Consider the following 22089-nt stretch of genomic DNA (forward strand, 5'->3'; position numbering starts at 1 on the left):
CCGTCCCGCCCGCCCCTCCGGTCCCTCGCGTGACAGCGCCGTACGCCGCCTCTACGTCCGCGCACGCCGGGCCTGGGACCGGCCGCTGACCGCGTACTATCTGATCTTCGGCAGCAGTCTGCTGATCACCATTCTCGGGATCGTGATGGTGTACTCGGCCTCCCAGATCACAGCGCTGCAGCTGTCACTGCCCGGGTCGTACTTCTTCCGGAAGCAGTTCGTGGCGGCCGTGCTGGGCACCGGACTGCTGCTGCTCGCCTCGCGGATGCCGACCAAACTGCACCGGGCGCTGGCCTATCCGATACTCCTCAGTGCCGTCTTCCTGATGATCCTGGTGCAGGTACCGGGGATAGGGCTCGCGGTGAACGGCAACCAGAACTGGATCTCGGTCGGAGGCCCGTTCCAGCTCCAGCCCAGCGAGTTCGGCAAGCTCGCGCTCGTGCTGTGGGGCGCCGATCTGCTCGCCCGCAAACAGGACAAGCGGCTGTTGATCCAGTGGAAGCACATGCTGGTGCCGCTCGTCCCGGTGGCCTTCATGCTGCTCGGGCTGATCATGCTCGGCGGCGACATGGGCACGGCGATCATCCTCACCGCGATCCTGTTCGGGCTGCTGTGGCTGGCCGGAGCGCCGACGCGGCTCTTCGCGGGCGTCCTGGCGGTCGCCGCGACGATCGGCGTGATTCTCATCAAGACCAGCCCGAACCGCATGGCCCGGCTCTCCTGCCTCGGCGCCACCGAACCCGGGCCGAACGACACCTGCTGGCAGGCCGTGCACGGCATCTACGCCCTCGCCTCCGGCGGACTCTTCGGTTCGGGCCTCGGTGCGAGTGTGGAGAAATGGGGGCAACTGCCGGAAGCGCACACCGACTTCATCTTCGCCGTCACCGGTGAGGAACTGGGCCTCGCGGGGACGCTGTCGGTGCTCGCCCTCTTCGCGGCTCTAGGCTATGCGGGTATCCGCGTGGCCGGACGCACGGAGGACCCCTTCGTGAGGTACGCCGCGGGAGGTGTGACCACCTGGATCACGGCCCAGGCCGTGATCAACATCGGTGCGGTGCTCGGCCTGCTGCCGATCGCCGGAGTCCCGCTCCCGCTGTTCTCCTACGGGGGTTCCGCCCTGCTGCCGACCATGTTCGCCATCGGGCTCCTGATCGCTTTCGCGCGTGAGGACCCCGCTGCGCGGGCGGCGCTTGCGATGCGGCAACCACGCTTTGGTAGAAAGCGGGCTGGAGGCAGCTCCGGAACCAGTCGGAGACCTCGCAGCTGGAACACGATGAGACGGCGTGCCTCGGCGGCGCGCTCGTCCGGAGAGCGGTGAATTTCGGTGCATGTCGTACTTGCCGGTGGGGGGACCGCCGGCCACATCGAGCCCGCGCTCGCCCTCGCGGACGCCCTGCGCAGGCAGGACCCGGCCGCGGGCATCACGGCCCTGGGCACGGAGCGCGGACTCGAGACCCGACTCGTGCCCGAGCGGGGCTATGAACTCGCGCTGATCCCCGCAGTCCCGCTGCCACGCAAACCCACCCCCGAGCTGATCACCGTCCCCGGGCGGCTGCGCGGCACGATCAAGGCGGCCGAGCAGATCCTGGAGCGCACCAAGGCCGACGCGGTCGTCGGCTTCGGCGGCTATGTCGCCCTGCCGGGCTACCTCGCGGCCAAGCGCCTCGGCGTCCCGATCGTCGTCCACGAGGCCAACGCCCGGCCCGGCCTGGCCAACAAGATCGGTTCGCGGTACGCCGCCCAGGTCGCCGTGTCGACCCCGGACAGCAAGCTCCGCGGTGCCCGCTACATCGGCATCCCGCTGCGCCGCTCCATCGCCACGCTCGACCGGGCCGCCGTACGCCCCGAGGCCCGCGCCGCGTTCGGGCTCGACCCCGCCCTGCCGACCCTGTTGGTCTCCGGCGGCTCGCAGGGCGCCCGCCGTCTCAACGAGGTGGTCCACCAGGTCGCCCCGTACCTCCAGCAGGCCGGTATCCAGGTCCTGCACGTGGTCGGCCCGAAGAACGAACTGCCGCACGTCCAGCAGATGCCGGGGATGCCCCCGTACATCCCGGTACCGTACGTGGACCGGATGGACCTCGCGTACGCGGCGGCCGACATGATGCTCTGCCGCGCGGGCGCGATGACCGTCGCCGAACTCTCCGCCGTCGGGCTCCCCGCCGCCTACGTCCCGCTGCCGATCGGCAACGGCGAACAGCGGCTGAACGCCCAGCCGGTGGTCAAGGCCGGCGGCGGGCTGCTGGTCGACGACGCGGAGCTGACCCCCCAGTGGGTGCAGGCCAACGTCCTGCCCGTGCTCGCCGATCCGCACCGGCTGTACGAGATGTCCCGCGCCGCCTCCGAGTTCGGCCGCCGGGACGCCGACGAACTGCTCGTCGGGATGGTGTACGAGGCGATCGCGTCGCGCCGTTAGACGCGCGGCAGAAGGCAGGGGAGCGTGGCCGGACCGACGACCGCCGAACGCGGCGAGCGCGAGCGAGTGGGGTCCGGCCCGCCCCGGCCGCCCCGCCTCAGGAGACTGCCCCGCGAGAGGCTGCCCCGGCCTCGTACGCTCATCATCCTGCTCGTCTGCGTCGCCCTGCTCGGCACGGGCGGCGTCTGGGTGCTCTACGGCTCGCAATGGCTGCGCGTGGAGCGAGTATCGGCCTCGGGAATGCGGGTCCTGACGGCCCAGCAGGTGCTCGAAGCGGCCGACGTGCCCGTGGGATCGCCGATGATTTCCGTCGACACCGATGCGATTGAGGCACGACTCCGTCGGAAATTGCCCCGAATTGACTCGGTTGATGTCGTCCGTTCCTGGCCACACGGAATCGGGCTGAAAGTGGCTGAGCGCACTCCGGTTGTGATTATCGAAAACACTGAAAAACGGGCTAATTTCGTCGAAGTGGACGCCAAGGGGGTGCGATATGCGACGGTTTCGCGCGCTCCGAAGGGCGTGCCCGCACTGGAATTGCCGGCGCCTCTGTCCGCGGCCCGGCCTTCGTCCCGGACCTCCTCGCAGTCCGCGAGCCTGCGTCGCTTCGGGATCGACCGGTTGGTGCGCGAGGCCGTGCGCGTCGCCGGTTCTCTCCCGGCCGCCGTCGCCCGCGACACCCGGATGGTCAAGGTCCGTTCGTACGACTCCATCTCACTGGAGTTGAGGGGGAACCGGACCGTCGCTTGGGGTAGCGGTGAGGAGGGGCGCGCGAAGGCCAGAGCGCTGACCGCTCTCATGAAAGCCGCTCCCGAGGCGCGGTACTTCGACGTCAGCGTTCCCACCGCCCCTGCGTCATCAGGGAGTTGACGCACATCCGCGCAGGCCAGCACCCTGGTTGGGCAGCGCTATGGCTGATCACATAGGGTGAAAAGAAAAACGGGAGGTTCGGCGTGTTCGTTGAACGGGCGCCACTTGTCGACTTAGTGTCCTGTTCGGAAGAGTCCAAGGAACAGACACACTGGTAACCCTAAACTTCAGGGTTAGGGTTCGGGTCGGCGTTCGGACCGTCCCAATTCGGCATCAGTCGTCGGATCGCTCCCACGCGAGGCGGCGACACGTAACTCGAGGCGAGAGGCCTTCGACGTGGCAGCACCGCAGAACTACCTCGCAGTCATCAAAGTCATCGGTGTCGGCGGCGGTGGTGTCAATGCCATCAACCGGATGATCGAGGTCGGTCTCAAGGGCGTCGAGTTCATCGCCATCAACACCGATGCGCAAGCTCTGTTGATGAGCGACGCCGACGTCAAGCTGGACGTCGGCCGCGAACTCACCCGCGGACTCGGCGCCGGAGCCAACCCGGCCGTCGGCCGCAAGGCCGCCGAGGACCACCGCGAGGAGATCGAGGAGGTCCTCAAGGGGGCCGACATGGTCTTCGTGACAGCCGGTGAAGGTGGCGGCACCGGCACCGGCGGCGCGCCCGTCGTGGCCAACATCGCCCGGTCTCTGGGGGCCCTCACCATCGGCGTGGTCACGCGCCCGTTCACCTTCGAGGGGCGGCGCCGCGCCAACCAGGCGGAGGACGGCATCGCCGAGCTCCGCGAAGAGGTCGACACCCTCATCGTCATCCCGAACGACCGGCTGCTGTCCATCTCGGACCGCCAGGTCTCGGTCCTGGACGCCTTCAAGTCGGCGGACCAGGTCCTGCTCTCCGGCGTCCAGGGCATCACCGACCTCATCACCACGCCCGGCCTGATCAACCTCGACTTCGCCGACGTCAAGTCCGTGATGTCCGAGGCCGGTTCGGCCCTCATGGGCATCGGCTCGGCCCGCGGCGACGACCGCGCGGTGGCCGCCGCCGAGATGGCGATCTCCTCGCCGCTCCTGGAGGCGTCCATCGACGGCGCCCGTGGCGTACTGCTCTCCATCTCCGGCGGCTCCGACCTCGGCCTGTTCGAGATCAACGAAGCCGCGCAGCTGGTGAGCGAGGCCGCGCACCCCGAGGCCAACATCATCTTCGGCGCGGTCATCGACGACGCGCTCGGAGACGAGGTCCGGGTCACCGTCATCGCGGCCGGTTTCGACGGCGGACAGCCTCCGTCCAAGCGGGACAACGTTCTCGGCTCGTCCTCCGCCAAGCGTGAGGACGCCACGCCGGCACGGCCCAACGACAGCCGCCCGTCCTTCGGCTCTCTCGGCAGTGTCACGCCGAAGGAGGAGCAGGAGGCGGCCTCGGAGTCCATGAGCAACGAACTCCCCCCGGTCTCCCCGCCGGTCCCGCCGTCCCGGAGCTACTCCGACAGTGCTGCCGAAGAGCTGGACGTGCCGGACTTCCTCAAGTGATAGGACAGCGCGACACCGCGAGCGGCGCGCACTTCGCCTTCACCGACCGGTGGGGCGGGGTGAGCGCCGTTCCGTACGAGGAGCTCAACCTCGGCGGAGCGGTCGGCGACGCCGCCGAGGCCGTACGCACCAATCGTGAACTGGCCGCCAAGTCGCTCGGTCTCGACCCGGCCCTGGTCGTGTGGATGAACCAGGTGCACGGGTCCGATGTCGCCGTGGTCGAGGAGCCGTGGGGGGATCGGCCGATACCGCGGGTCGACGCCGTGGTCACCGCACGCCGCGGCCTCGCTCTCGCCGTGCTCACCGCCGACTGCACACCGGTCCTGCTCGCCGACCCCGTCGCCGGCGTCGCGGCCGCGGCTCACGCGGGTCGGCCCGGCATGGTCGCCGGGATCGTACCCGCCACCGTCGCGGCGATGACCGAACTCGGTGCGCGGCCGGACCGGATCGTCGCCCGCACCGGTCCCGCCGTCTGCGGCCGCTGCTACGAAGTACCGGACGCGATGCGCGCCGAGGTCGCCGCATCCGAGCCGGCGGCGTACGCCGAAACCAGCTGGGGCACTCCGGCGGTCGATGTGACCGCCGGAGTGCATGCGCAGCTCGAACGGTTCGGGGTGCGCGACCGGGAGCAGTCGCCGGTGTGCACGCTGGAATCGGGCGACCACTTCTCGTACCGCCGCGATCGCACCACCGGTCGGCTCGCGGGCTATGTCTGGCTGGACTGATGGGGCATGACGGACCGTAAGGCGCAGATCGCCGAAAACCTGGCGAAAGTCGAAGAGCGCATCGCGGCGGCCTGTGCGGCAGCGGGGCGGGCGCGCGAAGAGGTGACCCTGATCGTGGTCACCAAGACGTACCCCGCGAGCGATGTGCGCATCCTGTCGGAACTCGGGGTGCGCCATGTCGCCGAGAACCGGGACCAGGACGCGGCACCCAAGGCCGCCGCATCCGCGGACCTGCCGCTCACCTGGCATTTCGTCGGGCAACTGCAGACCAACAAGGTGCGTTCCGTGGTCGGTTACGCGGACATCGTGCAGTCCGTCGACCGCGGCCGGCTCGTCACCGCGCTGTCGAGGGAGGCCGTGCGTGCCGAGCGTGAGGTGGGCTGCCTCCTTCAGGTCGCGCTCGACGCCGACGAGAGCGGCAGGGGGGCGCGGGGTGGCGTGGGGCCGGGCGGAATCGAAGAATTGGGCGAGCTTGTCGCGAAAGCACCAGGACTGCGGCTCGACGGACTGATGACCGTCGCGCCGCTCACCGGACCGTACGCGGGACGTGAACAAGCGGCGTTCCAGCGGCTGATGGATTTGTCGACTGACCTGCGCAGGGCTCATCCGGCTGCGAACATGGTCTCGGCAGGGATGAGTGCGGACCTCGAAGAGGCTGTGGCCGCCGGAGCGACACATGTGCGCGTCGGCACTGCGGTACTCGGAGTACGCCCCAGGCTCGGGTAACGTCGCCAAGAAGTCGGACCACAGCAGAGAAAATATGGTCATTACCGCCGATAAGCGGGCATACGACCTCGTGGATCGCGGGCACTTGGCAATAGTCAGCCGATCCACCACAGAGCGGAGGACTCAGAGCATGGCCGGCGCGATGCGCAAGATGGCGGTCTACCTCGGCCTCGTGGAGGACGATGGGTATGACGGCAGGGGGTTCGACCCCGACGACGACTTCGAGCCCGAACTTGATCCGGAGCCCGAGCGGGACCGGCGGCGCCTCGAGCCGCCGCACCAATCACACCAGTCGCATCAGTCCCAACGGGACGAATCGGTACGAGTGGTGCAGCCCCCCGTTCAGCGTGATCCCGTGCCGCATTCCGCTTCGCTATCTGCGGAATCCGGGCGTCCGGCGCGAATCGCCCCCGTGGCGTCCATCACACAAGAACGTCAAAGCCTGGAGAAGAACGCACCGGTGATCATGCCCAAGGTCGTGTCGGAACGAGAGCCGTACCGGATCACCACACTGCACCCTCGGACCTACAACGAGGCCCGTACCATCGGGGAACACTTCCGTGAAGGCACCCCGGTGATCATGAATTTGACTGAGATGGATGACACAGATGCGAAGCGACTTGTCGACTTTGCAGCCGGTTTGGTGTTTGGTCTTCACGGCAGCATCGAGCGGGTGACGCAGAAGGTGTTCCTGTTGTCGCCTGCTAACGTCGATGTCACGGCGGAGGACAAGGCCCGCATCGCAGAGGGCGGGTTCTTCAACCAGAGCTGAGACGCAGGACCGAACCAAGCGCGGAAACAGGGGAGAGGGAAGCACGGATCATGAGCGTGGTTTTGGATGTCATCTACATCGCGCTGATGTGTTTCCTCATCGTGCTGATCTTCCGGCTGGTCATGGACTACGTCTTCCAGTTCGCCCGCTCATGGCAACCCGGCAAGGCGATGGTGGTCGTTCTTGAGGCCACCTACACTGTCACCGATCCACCGCTCAAGCTCCTGCGGCGGTTCATCCCGCCGTTGCGTCTCGGGGGCGTGGCGCTCGACCTGTCCTTCTTCGTACTGATGATCATCGTCTACATCCTGATCTCCGTTGTGAGCCGGCTGTGAACGATACGGTCTTGCCGAACGCCGACGATGCCGACGACTACGTTGAGGTGAAGAGATGCCGTTGACCCCCGAGGACGTGCGGAACAAGCAGTTCACGACCGTCCGCCTCCGAGAAGGCTATGACGAGGACGAGGTCGATGCCTTCCTCGATGAGGTCGAAGCCGAACTGACCCGCCTGCTCCGCGAGAACGAGGACCTGCGCGCCAAGCTCGCCGCGGCCACTCGTGCCGCCGCGCAGAGCCAGCAGCAGGGCATGCGTAAACCGCCCGAGCAGCAGGACCAGCAGCAACAGCAGGGGCCGCCGCAGGGCATGCGTGGCGGTCCGGGCGGTCCCGTACCCGCCGGCATATCGGGCCCGCCGCAGCAGCAGATGGGTGGCCCCATGGGGGGTCCGCCCGCGCTGCCGAGCGGTGCACCGCAGCTGCCCGCGGGCCCCAGCGGGCAGGGCGGTCCGCAGGGTGGTCCCGGCCAGATGGGTCAGGGACCCATGGGTCAGGGACCCGGCCAGATGCAGGGGCAGATGCCGCAGCAGATGGGTGGCCCGATGGGCGGTCCCATGGGTGGCCCCATGGGCGGGCACGGCCCGCAGATGGGTCAGCCCGGTCAGGGCCCTGGTGGCGACAGCGCCGCCCGTGTCCTCTCGCTCGCCCAGCAGACCGCCGACCAGGCGATCGCCGAGGCCCGTTCCGAGGCCAACAAGATCGTCGGCGAGGCGCGCAGCCGTGCCGAGGGTCTGGAGCGTGACGCCCGTGCCAAGGCCGACGCCCTGGAGCGGGACGCCCAGGAGAAGCACCGCGTCGCGATGGGCTCCCTGGAGTCCGCTCGCGCCACGCTGGAGCGCAAGGTCGAGGACCTGCGCGGCTTCGAGCGGGAGTACCGGACGCGTCTGAAGTCGTACCTCGAGTCCCAGCTGCGCCAGCTGGAGACCCAGGCCGACGACTCGCTCGCTCCGCCGCGTACGCCGGCGGCCGCCTCGCTGCCCTCGTCGCCGTCGCCTTCCATGGCTCCGGCCGGTGCCAGCGCGCCGTCCTACGGCGGCAACCAGTCCATGGGAGGTGGCCCGGCCCCCGCCGGCCCGTCCTACGGCGGTCAGCAGCAGATGTCGCCGGCCATGACCCAGCCGATGGCGCCGGTGCGGCCGCAGGGTCCGTCGCCGATGCAGCAGGCTCCCTCGCCGATGCGTGGGTTCCTCATCGACGAGGACGACAACTGACGGCCTCTTATACGCCTTAGGCGTCGGCAGCGTTCAAGGGCGGGGCCCCCGAATTCCGGGGGCCCCGCCCTTCTGCTGTGTGCGGTCACCGTTTTTGCCTTGTATCGCAACTTTTTCCGTATGTGGCTGCTGTATGTGTTCGATGTGGTCGCGCCGGTACGTGCGTCTGTGCGCGGGTACGCAACGCCGAAGGGCCAGGCCCACCGAATTTCTTCGGCGGGCCCGGCCCTCTCGGCTCCGCGGACCTAGACCTTGCGGAGGCGGAACGTCAGCGACAGCGGCTCGTCCGTGAACGGGGCGCCGTACGTGTCGTCGGCCTCGCCCTGGGCGAAGTCCGTCGCGAGGACCTCCTCGGCGATGAGGCCGGAGTGCTCGGTGAGGGCCGCGACGACCTTGGGGTCCGTGGAGGTCCAGCGCAGGGCGATGCGGTCGGCCACGTCGAGGCCGCTGTTCTTGCGGGCCTCCTGGATCAGGCGGATCGCGTCACGGGCGAGGCCCGCCTGGCGCAGTTCCTCGGTGATCTCCAGGTCGAGGGCCACCGTGGCGCCGGAGTCCGAGGCGACGGACCAGCCCTCGCGCGGGGTCTCCGTGATGATGACCTCGTCCGGGGCGAGCGTCACCGTCTCGCCGTCGACCTCGACCGAGGCCGTGCCCTCGCGCAGGGCCAGGGACAGAGCCGCGGCATCGGCTTCCGCGATGGCCTTGGCGACCGCCTGGACACCCTTGCCGAACCGCTTGCCCAGCGCGCGGAAGTTGGCCTTGGCGGTCGTGTCGACCAGCGAGCCGCCGACCTCGCTCAGGGACGCCAGCGAGGAGACGTTCAGCTCCTCCGTGATCTGCGCGTGGAGTTCGCGGTCGAGCGCCTCGAAGCCGGTCGCCGCGACCAGCGCGCGGGACAGCGGCTGGCGCGTCTTCACGCCCGACTCCGCGCGCGTGGCACGGCCCAGCTCCACGAGACGGCGTACGAGCACCATCTGCCGCGACAGCTCCGGGTCGATGACGGACAGATCCGCCTCCGGCCAGGACGACAGGTGTACGGACTCGGGGGCGCCCGCGGTCACCGGCACCACCAGGTCCTGCCAGACCCGCTCGGTGATGAACGGGGTCAGCGGGGCCATCAGCTTGGTGACCGTCTCGACGACCTCGTGGAGGGTGCGCAGCGCCGCCTTGTCGCCCTGCCAGAAGCGGCGACGGGAGCGGCGTACGTACCAGTTGGACAGGTCGTCGACGAACGCCGACAGCAGCTTGCCGGCGCCCTGGGTGTCGTACGCCTCCAGGGACTGCGTCACCTGGTCCGTGAGCGCGTGGAGCTCGGAAAGGAGCCAGCGGTCGAGAACAGGGCGCTGGGCCGGAGCCGGGTCGGCCTCCGATGGGGCCCAGCCCGACGTGCGGGCGTACAGCGCCTGGAAGGCGACCGTGTTCCAGTACGTCAGGAGCGTCTTGCGGACGACCTCCTGGATCGTGCCGTGGCCGACGCGGCGGGCCGCCCAGGGGGAGCCGCCGGCCGCCATGAACCAACGGACCGCGTCGGCGCCGTGCTGCTCCATGAGCGGGATCGGCTGCAGGATGTTGCCCAGGTGCTTGGACATCTTGCGGCCGTCCTCGGCGAGGATGTGGCCCAGGCAGACGACGTTCTCGTACGACGACTTGTCGAAGACCAGCGTGCCGACCGCCATCAGCGTGTAGAACCAGCCGCGGGTCTGGTCGATGGCCTCGCAGATGAACTGCGCCGGGTAGCGGGCCTCGAACAGCTCCTTGTTCTTGTACGGGTAGCCCCACTGCGCGAACGGCATGGAACCGGAGTCGTACCAGGCGTCGATGACCTCCGGCACGCGAGTGGCCGTCTTGCCGCAGCCGGCGTGCGGGCACCCGAAGGTGACCTCGTCGATGTACGGGCGGTGCGGGTCGAGGCCCGACTGGTCGGTGCCGGTCAGCTCGGTGAGCTCGGTGAGGGAGCCGACGCAGGTGAGGTGGTCGTCCTCACAGCGCCAGATCGGCAGCGGGGTGCCCCAGTAGCGGTTGCGGGACAGGGCCCAGTCGATGTTGTTGTTCAGCCAGTCCCCGTACCGGCCGTGCTTGACCGAGTCCGGGAACCAGTTGGTCTTCTCGTTTTCCTGCAGCAGGCGGTTCTTGACGGCCGTGGTGCGGATGTACCAGGACGGCTGCGCGTAGTAGAGGAGCGCCGTGTGGCAGCGCCAGCAGTGCGGGTAGCTGTGCTCGTACGGGATGTGCCGGAAGAGCAGGCCGCGGTCCTGAAGGTCCACGACGAGCTTTTCGTCCGCCTTCTTGAAGAAGGCGCCGCCCACGAGGGGGACGTCCTCCTCGAACGTGCCGTCCGGGCGGACCGGGTTCACCACCGGCAGCCCGTACGCCCGGCACACCTTGAGGTCGTCCTCGCCGAAAGCGGGGGACTGGTGGACCAGACCCGTACCGTCCTCGGTCGTGACGTACTCGGCGTTGACGACGTAGTGTGCCTCGGCCGGGAACTCCACCAGCTCGAACGGACGTTGGTAGGTCCAGCGCTCCATCTCGGCGCCGGTGAACGTCCGGCCGGTGGTCTCCCAGCCTTCGCCGAGGGCCTTCTCCACGAGGGGCTGCGCGACGACGAGCTTCTCCTCGCCGTTCGTCGCGACCACGTAGGTCACCTCGGGGTGCGCGGCGACGGCCGTGTTGGAGACCAGGGTCCAGGGGGTCGTCGTCCAGACCAGGAGCGCGGCCTCGCCCGCGAGCGGACCGGAGGTGAGCGGGAAACGGACGTACACGGAGGGGTCGACGACCGTCTCGTAGCCCTGCGCCAGCTCGTGGTCCGACAGACCGGTGCCGCAGCGCGGACACCAGGGGGCGACGCGATGGTCCTGGACCAGCAGGCCCTTGTTGAAGATCTCCTTGAGCGACCACCAGACGGACTGGACGTACTCGGGGTCCATCGTGACGTACGCGTCGTCGAGGTCGACCCAGTAGCCCATGCGGGTCGTCAGCTCGGAGAAGGCGTCGGTGTGGCGGAGCACGGACTCGCGGCATTTGGCGTTGAACTCGGCGATGCCGTACGCCTCGATGTCCTTCTTGCCGGAGAAGCCCAGCTCCTTCTCCACCGCCAGCTCCACCGGAAGACCGTGGCAGTCCCAGCCGGCCTTGCGGGCCACGTGGTGGCCCCGCATGGTGCGGAAGCGCGGGAAGACGTCCTTGAAGACGCGCGCCTCGATGTGGTGGGCGCCCGGCATGCCGTTGGCCGTGGGCGGGCCCTCGTAGAACACCCACTCGGGGCGGCCCTCGGACTGCTCGAGGCTCTTGGCAAAGATCTTCTGCTCGCGCCAGAAGTCGAGCACGGCGTGCTCGAGCGCGGGCAGGTCGACCTGGGCGGGCACCTGGCGGTACTGCGTCATCGATCTTCCTCCGGCGGATTTTCTTCCTTCCGTCGGAGGGACGAGAGTCGTGTTGCCACCTGCGCCGTGTGCGGCGCGCTCCCGCGGTACCACCCTCCTTGGCCCTCCGGGGCGCTGTGTGCTCCGGCGAGCCCCCTCATTGGGGTCGCGATGCCGGGTCTACCGACCGCTGCCAGTGGGCTGCGGCTTTCTTCCGACGGCTCCGGGGTGATCTTCACGTCGCGCTCGCCCCCGGGCTCGCACCGTCCCCGGGTCGCTCATGGCTGCGTACGCCGCTACTCGTCCCCATCCACGCTTTTCGCTCCGCCCAGTGTACGGCGCCGGACAGACAGCGGCCGACCGGTTTTCCGGGCCCGTGGGCGCGTGGGGGCGTTGGCCCGGTGGCGTGGGGAGACGTACCCACTGACCCGAATGGCGAGGCGCCGGTGTTCGCATCCCGGGACAGCCGGCTCGGCGGATTACCCGGCGGGGAGCTGGGCACAACGCTTGCAGGCTCGCCGCGAGGCACCCGCGGGCCGGGTGAATCGGGCAGCGTGCCCCGTTGCCGCGGGCCGGAAGTCGATTTATCGTCCCAGCACGATTCACGAGCAAGATCACAATATGTGAAGGGGCTGCGGCCATGGTGGCGAAGAAGACCGCCGTACAGCAGCCGGCGTCCGGAAAAGCCACCGGGGCGGCGGGCGGCGCCGCGGCGGCCAAGGATGCGAGCGGCAGGAAGAGCATGCGGAGCGCCGCGACCACGGCGAAGCCGGTGAAGACGGTTCGGGGGACGGCCGGCGGGGGTGCGGCGAAGGCGAAGAGGGCTCAAGGTGGTTCTGGTACCGCGGCCGACAGGCCCACGAGGGCCGGGAAGCCGTCGGTGACCGAGAAGACGACCGAGCAGCGGGCGAGCGCCAAGAAGAAGGCGGGTACGAGGTCGGCCGCTTCGAAGACCGGCGTTTCGAAGACCGATGCTTCGCAGACGGCCGTCACGAAGACCGGCGCCACGAAAGCCGGCGCCATGAAGAGGGCGGTTGCCAAGCCGGCTGCCGCGAAGGCGGCCGACACGAAAGCGGGCGCCAGGACGAAGGCGGCCGCGAAGGCAGATGCTACGGAGGTGGCCGGTGCGAGAACGGGCGCTACGAAGAAGGCAGCCGTGAAGACGGCCGCCGCGGAAGCGGGCGGTACGACAGCGGTCAAGAGCAGGGTGGGCGGGAGGAAGTCCGCCGCCAGGAGCGAGGCCGCCCAGGACACGGCCGTCACACGGCCGTCTGCCACGAAGCCGACCACCAGGAAAGTGGCCCATAAGGAACCGGCCGCCACGAAGACGGCGGCTACGAAGCCGGCCACCAGGAAGGCCACGGCTCCGGAACCAGCTACCAAGAAGAAGCCGCTGGCTTCGAAGCCGGCCGCCGAGAAGCCGGCCGTCGAGAAGCCGGCCGTCGAGAAGCCGGCCGCCGAGAAGGCAGCGGCAGAGGAAGCCGTGGCAAAGAAGGCCGTGGCAAAGAAGGCAGCTGCCAAGAAGACCCCGGTGGCGAAGAAGGCGGCCGCTCAGGAGGTGCCCGCCGAGAAGGCGGCGGTGCAGAAGGCGGCAGCGAAGAAGACCGCTGTGAAGAAGACCGCGGCGAAGAAAGCCGCTGTGAAGAAGACCGCCGTGAAGCAGGTCGCGGTGGGGGAGACCTCCGCCGGTGAGGCCGCGAAGGCCGCGGTTGAGGGGACCGGGATCAAGAAGGCCGCCAGGAAGCGTGCCGGGGCGAAGAGCGGCGGCGCGAAGGGCGCGGAGGGTGCCGTCACGGCGAGTGCCCCCGCGAAGCGATCCTCCCGGAGTGCGGTCAAGAAGGGCACACGCACGGCCAAGAAGGCGGTCGCTTCCGCGGCCGAGGGTGCGGCCGCGGCCGCGACGACGACGGGAGCCACGACAGTGGTTGCGAAGAAGACTCCTGGCACGGCCACGGCAGCGGACAAGAGCACCGCGGTCCCCAAGGCGCGGATCGCGGAGCCCGGCGAGCTCGCGGTACGCCCCGGTGAGGACCCATGGACCCCGGAAGAGGTCGCGGAGGCACGTTCGGAACTGCTCTCGGAGGCGCTGCGGCTGCGCGCCGAGATCACGAACTCGGAGGAGTCCCTGGTGGGCCTGATGCGTGACTCCGGGGACGGAGCCGGCGACGACCAGGCGGACACGGGCACCAAGAACATCACGCGCGAGCACGAGATGGCGCTCGCGGCCAACGCCCGGGAGATGCTGGAACAGACGGAGCGCGCCCTCGAGCGCTTGGACGCGGGCACGTACGGGCTCTGCGAGAACTGCGGCAACCCGATCGGCAAGGCACGGATGCAGGCCTTCCCGCGCGCCACCCTGTGCGTCGAGTGCAAGCAGAAGCAGGAGCGGCGCTATTGATCGGCCCGGTGTGCTCCTGAGCACGTGGGCGCGGGGAGCGGTGCCGTACTCTCGTCCTCAGTCAGGCACCTAGGTTGAGGGACTCACGTGGCAGAGGCGGAGCGCATCATCGGTACGCCGGATATCCCGGAGGCGGCGGGGACCGAGCCGGAGAACACCGAGCAGAGCGCGGCGTCGGGCGAGCGGTCCGACGCCGACGTGGCGCACAGCCCGGCCGAGCGGCCCGGCTCCGAGTCAGGCCCCGCGTCCGGCTCCGACTCCGACTCCGGTGACGAGGAGACGGCGGCCCCGGCCGAGCGGCCCAGGGGCCGGCGCAGGATCGCCGTGCTGTTCACGGTCGCCGCCCTGGCGTACGTCCTGGACCTGGTCAGCAAGATGATCGTGGTCGCGAAGCTGGAGCACCACGAGCCGATCGAGATCATCGGGGACTGGCTGAGGTTCGAGGCGATTCGCAACGCGGGCGCGGCCTTCGGCCTCGGCGAGGCCTTCACCGTGATCTTCACGGTGATCGCCGCGTCCGTGATCGTGGTGATCGCCCGGCTGGCGCGCAAGCTCTACAGCCTGCCCTGGGCGATCGCGCTCGGCCTGCTGCTCGGCGGCGCGCTCGGCAACCTCACCGACCGGCTCTTCCGCTCGCCGGGCGTCTTCGAGGGCGCGGTCGTCGACTTCATCGCGCCCAAGGGCTTCGCGGTCTTCAATCTGGCGGACTCGGCGATCGTCTGCGGAGGCATCCTGATCGTGCTGCTGTCGTTCCGCGGCCTCGACCCGGACGGCACCGTCCACAAGAACTAGGTTCGGGGCTGTCCGACCCGTCCGGCATACTCGACGGGTGAGCCCGATTCCCGAGATCCGTACCCTGCCCGTGCCCGACGGCCTGGAGGGCGAGCGCGTCGACGCCGCCATATCCCGCATGTTCGGCTTCTCCCGTACGAAGGCGGCCGAGCTGGCCGCAGCAGGCAAGGTGCTGGTCGACGGCACGTTGGTCGGCAAGTCCGAGCGGGTGCGTGGCGGCGCCTGGCTGGAGGTCGAGATGCCGCAGGCGCCCGCCCCGGTGCAGATCGTCGCCGAGCCCGTCGAGGGCATGGAGATCGTGCACGACGACGATGACGTGGTGGTGATCGTCAAGCCCGTCGGAGTCGCCGCGCACCCGAGCCCCGGCTGGTCCGGCCCCACGGTGATCGGCGGACTCGCGGCCGCCGGGTACCGGATCTCGACCTCGGGCGCCGCCGAGCGCCAGGGCATCGTGCACCGTTTGGACGTGGGCACGTCGGGACTGATGGCGGTCGCCAAGTCGGAGTACGCGTACACGTCGCTGAAGCGCCAGTTCAAGGAGCGCACGGTCGACAAGCGCTACCACACGCTGGTCCAGGGCCACCCGGACCCGACCAGCGGCACCATCGACGCGCCCATCGGCCGGCACCCGAACCACGACTACAAGTGGGCGGTCACGGCCGAGGGCAAGCCCTCCGTGACGCACTACGACCTGGTCGAGGCGTTCCGTGCGGCGTCGTTGCTCGACGTCAAGCTGGAGACCGGGCGCACGCATCAGATCCGTGTCCACATGGCGGCCCACCGGCATCCGTGCGTCGGCGACCTGACGTACGGCGCGGACCCGACCCTCGCGAAGCGGCTCGGGCTCAGCCGGCAATGGCTGCACGCCGTGCGGCTCGGCTTCGAGCACCCCGGGGACGGGCAGTGGGTCGAGTTCGAGAGCGACTACCCCGCGGATCTGCAGAAGGCGCTGGACCGGGTGCGGGAGGAAAGCTACGCATGAGCGCCTCGTACGTGGTGCGGGTGGCCGAGGACCCCGCCGACCGTGAGGCCTGCTTCGCGGTGCGCAAGGAGGTCTTCGTCGTCGAGCAGCAGGTTCCCGAGGACCTGGAGTACGACGCGTACGACGCCGAGGCCGTGCATGTCCTGGCCGTCCGCGAGGACGGGGCGCCGATCGGTGCGGGGCGCCTTCTTTACGGCGAGGCAGTGGCCGCCAAGACCGGCGGTGACCCGTCGGTCGGGTCCCTCGGGAGGCTGGCCGTGGTGCGGTCCGCGCGCGGGCTCGGGGTGGGGATCGCACTCGTCCGGGCCGTCGAGGACGCGGCACGCGCGCGTGGGCTGACGGCGGTCGATCTGCACGCGCAGACGCACGCTCTGGGGTTCTACGAGCGGCTGGGGTATGCGGCGTACGGGCCGGAGCTCCCCGAAGCCGGGATTCCGCATCGGGCGATGCGGCGTTCTCTCTAGCTTTCGGCCGCTTTCGGCCGACCGTGGCTCAGCCTTCGTATGATCGCTCCCATGGCACGCAACGTAGTGATCAGCGGTGGCGGTACGGGGATCGGGCTCGCGACGGCCCGGGCCTTCGCGGCGGACGGGGATCAGGTGCTGCTGCTGGGGCGGCGGGCCGAGGTGCTGGAGAAGGCCGGTGTGCCGGGGGCGCTCACCTACGCGGCCGATCTCAGTCAGGTCGACGGGGTGCGTGGGGTCGAGCGGTTCGTGGCCGCCGAGTTCGGCACGGTCGACGTACTCGTCCACAGCGCGGGTGGCGCCGGGCATCTCGAGCCGAAAGTCGGCAGTGACGATCCCCTGGTGGTCACCGCGTACAACTGGACCCTCAACTTCCGCCTCAACACACTGACGGCGGCCTTGCTCACGGAGGCGCTGCGGGAGCGGCTCGCGTCGCCCGGCGGACGCGTCCTGTTCCTCAGCTCGATCGCCGCGTACCGGGGTTCCGGGAGCGGGGCGTACGCCGCGTCCAAGGCCGCGCTCCACCCGTACGCCTTCGATCTGGCCCGGCAGTTCGGGCCGCGCGGCATCACCGTGAACGTCGTGGCGCCCGGCTATGTCGAGGACACGGAGTTCTTCGGCGGGGCCATGGACGAGGCGCGCCGCGAGCGGCTGATCGCCGAGACCTCGACCGGGCGTGCCGGAACCCCCGGCGACGTCGCCGAGACCCTCCACTGGCTGGCCTCACCGGCCGCCGGCCACATCACCGCCCAGGTGGTTCAGGTCAATGGCGGCGCGGAACGCGGGCACTGACCTGGGTCCTGTCGTCCAACTCCACGGCAGTTTGGCGACAGGCCCTAGCCGCGGCCGGTCCGGGGTGGCTCGTGGACTCGATACCGGCTCGAACGCAGCACCGCCCCGTCCGCTGAAGGGCCGGGCGATGACGAACCGGGCGGCAGGATCGCCTCGGCCGTGTTGACACGGGGCAGGGCGTGCGGATGGCGTTCGGTCAGCCAGCGGACCATCTGCTCGCGGACCGTGACGCGTACGGTCCAGACGTCGTCGGCGTCCTTCGCGGTCACCAGAGCGCGTACCTCCATGGTGGAGGGGGTCGTGTCGGTCACGGCCAGGCCGTAGTCGCGGCCGTCCCAGGCGGGGCATTCGCGCAGAATGTCCCGAAGCTTCTCGCGCATCTCCTCCACGGGCGCGCTGTGGTCGACGTGGAAGAAGACCGTGCCCGTCATCTGCGCGCCGCCGCGCGACCAGTTCTCGAAGGGCTTGGACGTGAAGTACGAGACCGGCATGGTGATCCGGCGCTCGTCCCAGGTGCGTACGGTCAGGAACGTCAGGGTGATCTCGTCGACCGTGCCCCACTCGCCGTCCACCACAACGGTGTCGCCGAGCCGCACCATGTCGCCGAAGGCGATCTGCAGTCCCGCGAAGAGGTTGCCGAGCGTGGACTGCGCGGCGACACCGGCGACGATGCCGAGGATGCCGGCCGAGGCGAGCAGCGAGGCGCCGGCCGCCCGCATGGTGGGGAAGGTGAGCAGCATCGCGGCCACCGCGACGACGCCGATGACCGCGGCGACCACGCGCTGGATCAGCGTCACCTGCGTACGGACGCGGCGCACCCGGGCCGGGTCGCGGTGGGCGGCGGCGTAGCGGACGTACGTGGACTCGACGACCGCGACCGCGATGCGGATCACCAGCCACGCGGCCGAGCCGATGAGTACCAGGGTCAGTGCCTGGCCGATGCCGGTCAGGTGGTTTTCCAGGATCCCGGCCTGGTCGTACGAGCCTCTGAGCGCGGCCGAGCACAGCACGAGCTGGAAGGGCACGCGGCCGCGGCGCAGGAGACCCCACAGGGGGGTCTCGCTGTGCCGGGCGTCCACCCGTTTCAGCAGGCGGTCCACGGCCCAGCCGACGAGCAGCATGAGCGCCAGCGAACCGCCGACGACGATCAGTGGCCGGAGTATGTTCTCCATGCCCTCGACGGTAACGGGCGCGGACCCATGATGGACACGCGACCTCGGTCCGGACTTGTCAGTGCCGGGTGACAGCATGTCCCTCATGAACGTCATGCTCTTTCACTCGACCTACGGGCTGCGGCCCGCGGTGCGTGACGCGGCGGACCGGCTGCGTGACGCGGGCCACGAGGTGTGGACGCCCGACCTCTTCGAGGGGCGCGTCTTCGAGAGCGTCGAGGAGGGCAGGGACTTCAAGGACGAGCTGGGCAAGGACGAGCTGCTCAAGCGCGCGATCCTGGCCGCCGCGCCGTACTCGGAGCGGGGTCTCGTCTACGCCGGATTCTCGCTCGGCGCCGCGACCGCCCAGACGCTGGCCCTGGGCGACGACAAGGCCCGCGGGCTCCTGCTGCTGCACGGCACCTCGGACATCGCCGAGAACGCGTCGGTGGACGAGCTGCCGGTCCAGCTGCATGTCGCCGAGCCGGACGCCTTCGAGCCCGACGACTGGCTGAGCGCGTGGTATCTCCAGATGCGCAAGGCGGGCGCCGACGTGGAGGTCTACCGATACGCGGGCGCCGGTCACCTCTACACGGATCCCGGCCTGCCCGACTACGACGAGGAGGCCGCCGAGGCCACCTGGCGGGTGGCGCTCGGCTTCCTCGACAGTCTCTGAAGTCTGAGACGCCTCAGTTCACCGGTGCGTACACCCGCTCGACCTTCTGAGTGCCGCTGCGCGTGCGGTACGAACGGGTCCAGGACGCCGTCGCGTCGGCGCGCGTGCGGTCCGAGAGGACGTAGTAGTCCATCTGCGCGCGGTCGGCGGTGAGGTCCAGGACGCCGTAGCCGTGGCGGTCGGTGTCGACCCAGTGGACGTGCCGGTTGGCGGCGCGGATGAGCGGAGAGGCCACGGCCGAGATCGTGCCCTCGGGCGCCTTGACGATGTCGTCCAGGTTGTCGGAGGTGACGGATGTGACGACGAACTCGGTGGCGGCGGAGGCGGACAGCGGGTACGTACCGGCGTTGAGCGGCACATCGTTGGCCCAGGCCATATGGATGTCGCCGGTGAGGAAGACCGTGTTGCGGATGGCGTTGTTCCGCAGGTGCGCGAGCAGTTCGCGACGGTCGTCGGTGTAGCCGTCCCACTGGTCGGTGTTGAGGGCGAGGCCCTCCCGCGGCAGTCCCAGCAGTTCGGCGAGCGGCGCCAGCAGTTCGGCGGGGAGCGAGCCGATGGCGAACGGCGCGATCATGACCGAGTTGCCGACCAGCCGCCAGGCGGTGTCCGACGCCTTCAATCCCGCCTTCAGCCAGTCGAGTTGGGCCCGGCCGGTCAGCGTACGGTCCGGGTCGTCGACGTCGCCGCTGCCGGTCGAGACCTGCTGCGAGCGGAAGGACCGCAGGTCGAGCAGCGAGAGATCGGCCAGCTTCCCGAAGCGCAGCCGGCGGTACGTGGTGCCCTCGATCGCCGGCCGGACCGGCATCCACTCGAAGTAGGCCTGCTTCGCGGCGGCCTGGCGGGCCGACCAGGTGCCCTCGGCGCCCTCGGTGTGGTTCTCGGCACCGCCGGACCAGGCGTCGTTGGCGAACTCGTGGTCGTCCCAGATGGCGATGACGGGGGCCGCGTGGTGCAGGGCCTGGAGGTCCGGGTCCGTCTTGTAACGGCCGTGCCGCGTGCGGTAGTCGGCGAGCGTGAGGATTTCGGTGGCGGGTGCGTGCGGGCGTACGACGGTGCCGCGGGCCGCGTACTCGCCGGTCGGGTACTCGTAGAGGTAGTCGCCCAGATGCAGCCAGGCGTCCAGGTCGCCGCGCGCGGCCAGGTGCCGGTACGCGGAGAAGTAACCGGCTTCCCAGTTGGCGCAGGACACCACACCGAACCGCATTCCGGCCACGGCCGCGTCGGCGGCCGGGGCGCTGCGGGCGCGGGCGGCCGGCGAGTCGGTGCCGCCGCTGGAGAACCGGAACCAGTAGTCGGTGGCGGGCTTCAGACCGCGTATGTCCGCCTTGACGGTGTGGTCGGATGCGGCGGTCGCGGTGGTGGAGCCCTTGGCCACGATGTTCATGAACGCCTTGTCCGTGGCCACCGTCCAGCCGACCTCGACGTCCGGGCCGAGCCCGGAGCCGGGTGTCGCCTCGGGCGTGGGCGTCACGCGGGTCCACAGCAGGATGCCGTCGGGCAGCGGGTCACCGGAGGCGACCCCGTGCAGGAAGGCCGGGGCCTCGGCGGCCCGGGCCGGTATCGCGGCGGCGAGCGGCGCGGCGAACGCGGCGGTCGCGACGGCCGTCTTGACGACCGTACGGCGGCGCGGGGTGGGAGAGTCGGGGCTTGAGTGAGATCTGATGCGACGGGTCACGGCCGATCAGATTACGGATCAGTAGGGCCCCGGGTAAGGCTTTCGACCAGCCAGGAGGAGCCAAGGGCGGGCGATGTCAGAAGAGTTCGCCCGCCCTTACGCCGTGCGTTACTTGGTGACGCCCGCGTCCTTGAGCGCCGCCTCCCAGGCGGCGACGGAGCTCGGGTTCTCGATCTTCTTGTCGTTGATCTTGATGGTCGGCGTGGAGTCGACGCCCTTGGCGGTGTCGAAGGTCTTGCTCATCTTCATCGCCCAGGCGTCGTAGGTGCCCTTCTCGACGGCGTCCTGGAACTTCTTGTTGTTCTTCAGCGCGTCCACCGTGTTGGCCACCTTGATCAGGTAGCTGTCCTTGGCGAAGTCGTCGTTCGTCTCCTCCGGGTGGTACTTCGTCGAGTACAGCGCGGTCTTGTACTCCAGGAACGCGTCGGGGCTGACGTTCAGCGCGGCGCCGAGCGCGCTCAGCGCGTTCTTCGAGCCGTCGCCGGTGAGCTTGGGGTCCAGGAAGGTGCCGATGGTGAAGGAGAGCTTGTACTTGCCGTCCTCCATGCCCTTGTTGACGGTCTCGCCGACGGTCTGCTCGAACGAGGCGCAGGCCGGGCAGCGCGGGTCCTCGTAGAGGTGGACCGTGTTGCCGGTCTTGGAGTCGCCGATCAGCACGGTGGTGCCGTTCTTGCCCGAGGTGTTGTCCGGGGCCACCACCTTCGCGTCGGCGGCCTTCTCCCACTTGGTGGGCTGGTTGTTCTGTACGACGGCGTAGCTGATGCCGCCGGCTATCGCGAGGACGCCGACGACGGAGCAGGCGACGATGACCTGCCGCTTGATCTTGGCGCGCTTGGCCTGGCGCTCGCGCTCCTGGCGCAGGCGTTCCCGTGCCGCGGTCTTCGCTGCCTGGCTGTTCCTCTTGCTCATGATGGTGTTCTCCGTGGTGATGACGAGTGGGTGGGGACTGACGTGCTCAGGCGAAAGCGGCCGAGCACGGCGGTCCACGCCGTCCCAGGGAGTGCACGAAGAGGCGCTTACGGGTCGCGGCCACCCGGCGCGTGGGGCGCGGAAGCCGGCGTACGGGAAGAAGCGGTGCGGTCACCGTGGCGACCGCGATCATCAAGGGCCGGAAGGTGGACGCGGCCACCGCGGCCAGGAGCTGGGCCAGGGCCCGCTCGCCGCGCCGCAGCCAGGCGGCCGCGAGCAGGCCGACGCCGATGTGCGCGCCGAGCAGCAGCCAGGCGGCGGCCGGGTCGGCCTGGGCGAGGAGGTCGGCGGCCCGGTGGCC

At 69.7% G+C, this 22089-nt stretch carries 20 protein-coding genes and 1 pseudogene; 15 read left to right on the forward strand and 6 right to left on the reverse strand.

Going from position 1 to position 22089, the window contains the following annotated elements:
• From ftsW to FE633_RS44640, 9 genes are all read left to right on the forward strand, one after another.
• Positions 1–1318: putative lipid II flippase FtsW (gene ftsW / locus FE633_RS44600; protein WP_138050882.1), on the forward strand; the 1318-nt coding region annotated here is incomplete at its 5' end.
• A 6-nt stretch (positions 1319–1324) separates the two neighbouring features.
• On the forward strand, positions 1325–2413 hold the full coding sequence (gene murG / locus FE633_RS44605; RefSeq protein WP_138050883.1) for an undecaprenyldiphospho-muramoylpentapeptide beta-N-acetylglucosaminyltransferase: 1089 nt from the start codon (positions 1325–1327) through the stop codon (positions 2411–2413).
• 24 nt (positions 2414–2437) lie between these two features.
• Positions 2438–3283: a cell division protein FtsQ/DivIB gene (locus FE633_RS44610; RefSeq protein WP_138050884.1), complete on the forward strand. Its 846-nt coding sequence runs from the start codon at positions 2438–2440 to the stop codon at positions 3281–3283.
• Positions 3284–3559: 276 nt separating this feature from the next.
• Positions 3560–4756 carry a cell division protein FtsZ gene (gene ftsZ, locus FE633_RS44615; RefSeq protein ID WP_138050885.1) on the forward strand — a complete coding sequence of 399 codons (1197 nt, stop codon included), beginning with the start codon at positions 3560–3562 and terminating at the stop codon, positions 4754–4756.
• Positions 4753–5481 carry a peptidoglycan editing factor PgeF gene (gene pgeF, locus FE633_RS44620; RefSeq protein ID WP_138050886.1) on the forward strand — a complete coding sequence of 243 codons (729 nt, stop codon included), beginning with the start codon at positions 4753–4755 and terminating at the stop codon, positions 5479–5481. The genes ftsZ and pgeF overlap by 4 nt, the downstream gene beginning before the upstream one ends.
• Before the next feature lie 6 nt (positions 5482–5487).
• On the forward strand, positions 5488–6207 hold the full coding sequence (locus tag FE633_RS44625) for a YggS family pyridoxal phosphate-dependent enzyme (protein ID WP_138050887.1): 720 nt from the start codon (positions 5488–5490) through the stop codon (positions 6205–6207).
• 130 nt (positions 6208–6337) lie between these two features.
• Positions 6338–6979 (forward strand): cell division protein SepF, encoded by a 642-nt coding sequence (locus tag FE633_RS44630; protein WP_119105020.1) that lies wholly within the window; start codon positions 6338–6340, stop codon positions 6977–6979.
• 50 nt (positions 6980–7029) lie between these two features.
• Positions 7030–7314, forward strand: a complete 285-nt coding sequence (locus tag FE633_RS44635) for a YggT family protein (RefSeq protein ID WP_030596379.1) — start codon at positions 7030–7032, stop codon at positions 7312–7314.
• 55 nt (positions 7315–7369) lie between these two features.
• A complete protein-coding gene (locus tag FE633_RS44640; RefSeq protein WP_138050888.1) occupies positions 7370–8527 on the forward strand; it encodes a DivIVA domain-containing protein in 1158 nt (385 codons plus the stop codon).
• A gap of 245 nt (positions 8528–8772) precedes the next feature.
• Here the strand turns inward: FE633_RS44640 and ileS are convergent, their stop codons facing one another.
• Complete coding sequence (gene ileS, locus FE633_RS44645; protein ID WP_138050889.1) at positions 8773–11910, reverse strand: isoleucine--tRNA ligase; 3138 nt, start codon at positions 11908–11910, stop codon at positions 8773–8775.
• 804 nt (positions 11911–12714) lie between these two features.
• A complete protein-coding gene (locus FE633_RS49945; RefSeq protein ID WP_425473326.1) occupies positions 12715–13167 on the reverse strand; it encodes a hypothetical protein in 453 nt (150 codons plus the stop codon).
• Here FE633_RS49945 and FE633_RS44660 point away from each other — a divergent pair.
• The 5 genes from FE633_RS44660 to FE633_RS44680 all read left to right on the forward strand — a co-directional run bounded on the left by FE633_RS44660 (position 13097) and on the right by FE633_RS44680 (position 17317).
• Positions 13097–14287, forward strand: coding sequence for a TraR/DksA family transcriptional regulator (locus FE633_RS44660; protein ID WP_425473325.1), 1191 nt, complete (start codon positions 13097–13099; stop codon positions 14285–14287). The two genes, FE633_RS49945 and FE633_RS44660, sit on opposite strands and share 71 nt — an antisense overlap.
• A gap of 87 nt (positions 14288–14374) precedes the next feature.
• Complete coding sequence (gene lspA, locus FE633_RS44665) at positions 14375–15079, forward strand: signal peptidase II (RefSeq protein ID WP_138050892.1); 705 nt, start codon at positions 14375–14377, stop codon at positions 15077–15079.
• 37 nt (positions 15080–15116) lie between these two features.
• Positions 15117–16061: an RluA family pseudouridine synthase gene (locus tag FE633_RS44670; RefSeq protein ID WP_138050893.1), complete on the forward strand. Its 945-nt coding sequence runs from the start codon at positions 15117–15119 to the stop codon at positions 16059–16061.
• On the forward strand, positions 16058–16525 hold the full coding sequence (locus FE633_RS44675; RefSeq protein WP_138050894.1) for a GNAT family N-acetyltransferase: 468 nt from the start codon (positions 16058–16060) through the stop codon (positions 16523–16525). The genes FE633_RS44670 and FE633_RS44675 overlap by 4 nt, the downstream gene beginning before the upstream one ends.
• 51 nt (positions 16526–16576) lie before the next feature.
• Positions 16577–17317 (forward strand): SDR family NAD(P)-dependent oxidoreductase, encoded by a 741-nt coding sequence (locus FE633_RS44680; RefSeq protein ID WP_138050895.1) that lies wholly within the window; start codon positions 16577–16579, stop codon positions 17315–17317.
• Positions 17318–17361: 44 nt separating this feature from the next.
• On the opposite strand, the gene FE633_RS44685 is transcribed toward FE633_RS44680, so the two are convergent.
• A complete protein-coding gene (locus tag FE633_RS44685) occupies positions 17362–18489 on the reverse strand; it encodes a mechanosensitive ion channel family protein (RefSeq protein ID WP_138050896.1) in 1128 nt (375 codons plus the stop codon).
• Between the two features lie 85 nt (positions 18490–18574).
• Here FE633_RS44685 and FE633_RS44690 point away from each other — a divergent pair, with 85 nt between their 5' ends.
• Positions 18575–19144, forward strand: a complete 570-nt coding sequence (locus FE633_RS44690) for a dienelactone hydrolase family protein (RefSeq protein WP_138050897.1) — start codon at positions 18575–18577, stop codon at positions 19142–19144.
• 13 nt (positions 19145–19157) lie between these two features.
• Here FE633_RS44690 and FE633_RS44695 read toward each other — a convergent pair whose 3' ends face one another.
• The 3 genes and pseudogenes from FE633_RS44695 to FE633_RS44705 all read right to left on the reverse strand — a co-directional run.
• The gene (locus FE633_RS44695) at positions 19158–20819 is read right to left on the reverse strand and encodes an alkaline phosphatase D family protein (RefSeq protein ID WP_138050898.1); all 1662 of its coding nucleotides are present in this window, start codon (positions 20817–20819) and stop codon (positions 19158–19160) included.
• 108 nt (positions 20820–20927) lie between these two features.
• A complete protein-coding gene (locus FE633_RS44700) occupies positions 20928–21728 on the reverse strand; it encodes a DsbA family protein (protein WP_138050899.1) in 801 nt (266 codons plus the stop codon).
• Between the two features lie 46 nt (positions 21729–21774).
• A pseudogene (locus FE633_RS44705) lies at positions 21775–22089 on the reverse strand (hypothetical protein); the annotation flags it as partial.

The organism is Streptomyces montanus, assembly GCF_005786655.1.
Classification (GTDB): domain Bacteria; phylum Actinomycetota; class Actinomycetes; order Streptomycetales; family Streptomycetaceae; genus Streptomyces; species Streptomyces sporangiiformans.

Excerpts from the sequence above, each read along its gene's own strand:
- FE633_RS44635 (WP_030596379.1), top strand. The coding sequence starts at position 7,030 with ATGAGCGTGGTTTTGGATGTCATCTACATCGCGCTGATGTGTTTCCTC.
- FE633_RS44680 (WP_138050895.1), top strand. The coding sequence starts at position 16,577 with ATGGCACGCAACGTAGTGATCAGCGGTGGCGGTACGGGGATCGGGCTC.
- FE633_RS44685 (WP_138050896.1), bottom strand. The coding sequence starts at position 18,489 with ATGGAGAACATACTCCGGCCACTGATCGTCGTCGGCGGTTCGCTGGCG.
- FE633_RS44690 (WP_138050897.1), top strand. The coding sequence starts at position 18,575 with ATGAACGTCATGCTCTTTCACTCGACCTACGGGCTGCGGCCCGCGGTG.
- FE633_RS44700 (WP_138050899.1), bottom strand. The coding sequence starts at position 21,728 with ATGAGCAAGAGGAACAGCCAGGCAGCGAAGACCGCGGCACGGGAACGC.
- FE633_RS44630 (WP_119105020.1), top strand. The coding sequence starts at position 6,338 with ATGGCCGGCGCGATGCGCAAGATGGCGGTCTACCTCGGCCTCGTGGAG.
- FE633_RS44640 (WP_138050888.1), top strand. The coding sequence starts at position 7,370 with ATGCCGTTGACCCCCGAGGACGTGCGGAACAAGCAGTTCACGACCGTC.
- ileS (WP_138050889.1), bottom strand. The coding sequence starts at position 11,910 with ATGACGCAGTACCGCCAGGTGCCCGCCCAGGTCGACCTGCCCGCGCTC.
- FE633_RS44625 (WP_138050887.1), top strand. The coding sequence starts at position 5,488 with ATGACGGACCGTAAGGCGCAGATCGCCGAAAACCTGGCGAAAGTCGAA.
- FE633_RS44675 (WP_138050894.1), top strand. The coding sequence starts at position 16,058 with ATGAGCGCCTCGTACGTGGTGCGGGTGGCCGAGGACCCCGCCGACCGT.